The sequence below is a fragment of the Lyngbya sp. CCY1209 genome (assembly GCF_055795065.1).
Genome location: NZ_JAYFER010000612.1, coordinates 1 through 2,555 on the forward strand (window position 1 = coordinate 1; position 2,555 = coordinate 2,555).

1 protein-coding gene is annotated in these 2,555 nt (G+C 52.8%); it reads right to left on the reverse strand.

Going from position 1 to position 2,555, the window contains the following annotated elements; genetic code table 11:
* Window positions 1–140: 140 nt before the first annotated feature.
* The gene (gene pbpC, locus AC0QHF_RS23215) at window positions 141–2,441 is read right to left on the reverse strand and encodes a penicillin-binding protein 1C (RefSeq protein ID WP_324706632.1); all 2,301 of its coding nucleotides are present in this window, start codon (window positions 2,439–2,441) and stop codon (window positions 141–143) included.
* Between the last annotated feature and the right edge of the window lie 114 nt (window positions 2,442–2,555).

Below are 2,555 nucleotides of genomic sequence, written 5' to 3' on the forward strand. Positions count from 1 at the left end.
GTTGCCAAAATAAAAAAATCGCGAATATTCCCATTATGTACGAAGTATATCACGAAGTCAAGGGCAAGGCAAGGGGTTGGTAAAAAAAACGCCGGTTTGGCAACAAAATTTAACATTTTTTTTTCGACCTGCGATCGCCATCAATGAGAATTAACGACGGAAAATCCTCTGCGATAGGGTTTGTCTTCGGATTGTCTGACTTGAAACGTGACGTCCGACGTCCGATTCCCGCTTTTTACCGATAGCGTCCAATCGCCCACTTCCGGAGTCCAAAACAGCGATCGCGATTCCGTCTCTGCTATTTCCTCACCATTTAGATACCAGATAATGGGTTGATTGTCAACCCCTGAAACCTTAAATTCGATCTGGGAATCATCGCCATTATCAATCAAAAAATAATCGTCGGCATTGGGAAATAAAATCCTCGGACTCTGCAGATGCGATCGCCCCTGCCGCGACAGCCACTCGTTATAATCCGCCGTCAACGTTTGTCGCCCCGAATTATTATGATAATTGGCGATATCTTCCGGATAGAAATATTCCAGGACAGTGCCCGATTCACAGTCGGAACTTGGTTTTAATCCAGTATCTGCACAAATCGGCAGTTTTGTCAACTCATTCGGGGGGATAAAATCACCGGGAAAATCCGTCCCGTGCAGATATAACATGATCTGATTCCAAAGTGGTGCCGCCCCCATCACCCCCGAAATATTTTGCATCGGTTTCCCGTCAAAATTCCCCACCCAAGTGGCGACGGTGTAATCCGTCGTAAAACCCACCGTCCAAGTATCCCGATAATCGGAAGAAGTCCCCGTCTTCACCGCCACCGGAAACGGTAAATTTAACACCGATTCCACCCCGAACGCCGCCGCCCTGGCGTGGGAGTCCGACAACATATCGACGATCAATTTCCAGGTGTCCGGCGTATCGAATTGAGAACAATTTCCGGGACAGTTTTTCGGCAACTCCGGCGTTATAGTCGTGGCGAGAGACAGGGGTTCTCCCCCGTTTGCGAGGGTCAGATAAGCCCGGGACAATTCCCACAAACTCACCTCCCCGCTGCCCAACGTCAACCCCAAACCGTAAAATTCCGGTTCGCGATCGAGGTGGGTAAATCCCAACTGATTCAAACGGTGCAAAAAATCCGGAACGCCCACTTTTTCCAATACCCGGACGGCGGGAATATTGAGGGAATTTGCCAAAGCGATCCGCACCCGCACCGGCCCCAAAAAAGTTTCGCTGTAGTCGGTGGGGGTGTAGAGTTTGGCGCCGGGGATGGCGTAGTAGGTGGGCACGTCGGCGAGGACGGTATTGGGGCGGATGGTACTCCGGGCGATCGCCAATTCGTACAAAAAGGGCTTCAACGTCGATCCGGGTTGTCGCAGGGTTTGAACGCCGTCATTCGACCCCAAATTTTGCGTATCAAAATAGTCGGGAGAACCGACATAAGCCAACACCTGCCCGGTGTTATTATCAATCACAATAGCTGCGGCATGACCGACATTTCGATCCGCCAAAGCGTCCGTAACCTGACGAACTTGGGTTTCCACAAATTGCTGTAACGGGCGATCGAGGGTGGTTTTAATTTGTGGGGTTTGAATGTCGGCATCGGAGAGTTGATTTGCCACCCAAAATAGGAAGTGGGGGGCGGCGATCGCTTCACCTTGACGGGAGCGGAGTTGCAGGGGTTCTCGCAGGGCGCGATCGCTCTCCTGATGGGTGATGTAGCCATCTTCAACCATGCGATCGAGGACGTATTTTTGCCGTTTTTTGAGCCCCGTCCAGTTATGGTAGGGATCGAGGTCGGTGGGGTCGTTGGGAAGTGCCGCCAGCAGGCTGGCTTGGGACAAACTCAGGTCGGCGGCGGGGACTCCGAAATAGGCCCGGGATGCGGCTTCGACGCCGTAGAGGTTGCCCCCCATCGGCAGGCGGTTGATGTAGGCGGCGAGGATCTGGTCGCGGTTCATCCCGGCAGTTAGCCGCCAGGACAGCCAGATTTCAGCGAATTTGTGGGGGAGGGTGCGGGGGGCCGGTTCCAGCATCCGGGCGAGTTGCATGGTGATGGTGGAGGCGCCGCTGACGATTTCTCCGGCTTGGACCGCTTCGAGGAGAGAACGCCCGATCGCGATCGCATCCAACGCCCCGTGATGATAATATCGCTTATCCTCCGCCGCGATAATTGCTTGAATAAAATTAGGAGAAATTTCGGTCAACGGAACCACGGCTGTATGATTTTGATCCCGGCTGAGAATCGTTCCCAAGGGGAGATTGTTGCGATCGCGAAATTCCATCGCCACCGAAGTCTGGCGGATATCTTCAAGCAGAACCGGGGCAAAATAGGGAAGCGATCGCACTGTCAACCCCAACAAAACCACCGCCCCAAAAATGCGAACCGTCCGCCGCCGGGACAACTGCCGAATTGTATTGATAAACTGTCTCATATTGCTCAAATGGGAAATAGAAAATATTGAGAATAATGTGGTGGCAACCGTCTCCGGTTGCCTGCCGGTTGCTGATGGGCAAATAGTGGTGGCAACCGTCTCCGGTTGCCTGCC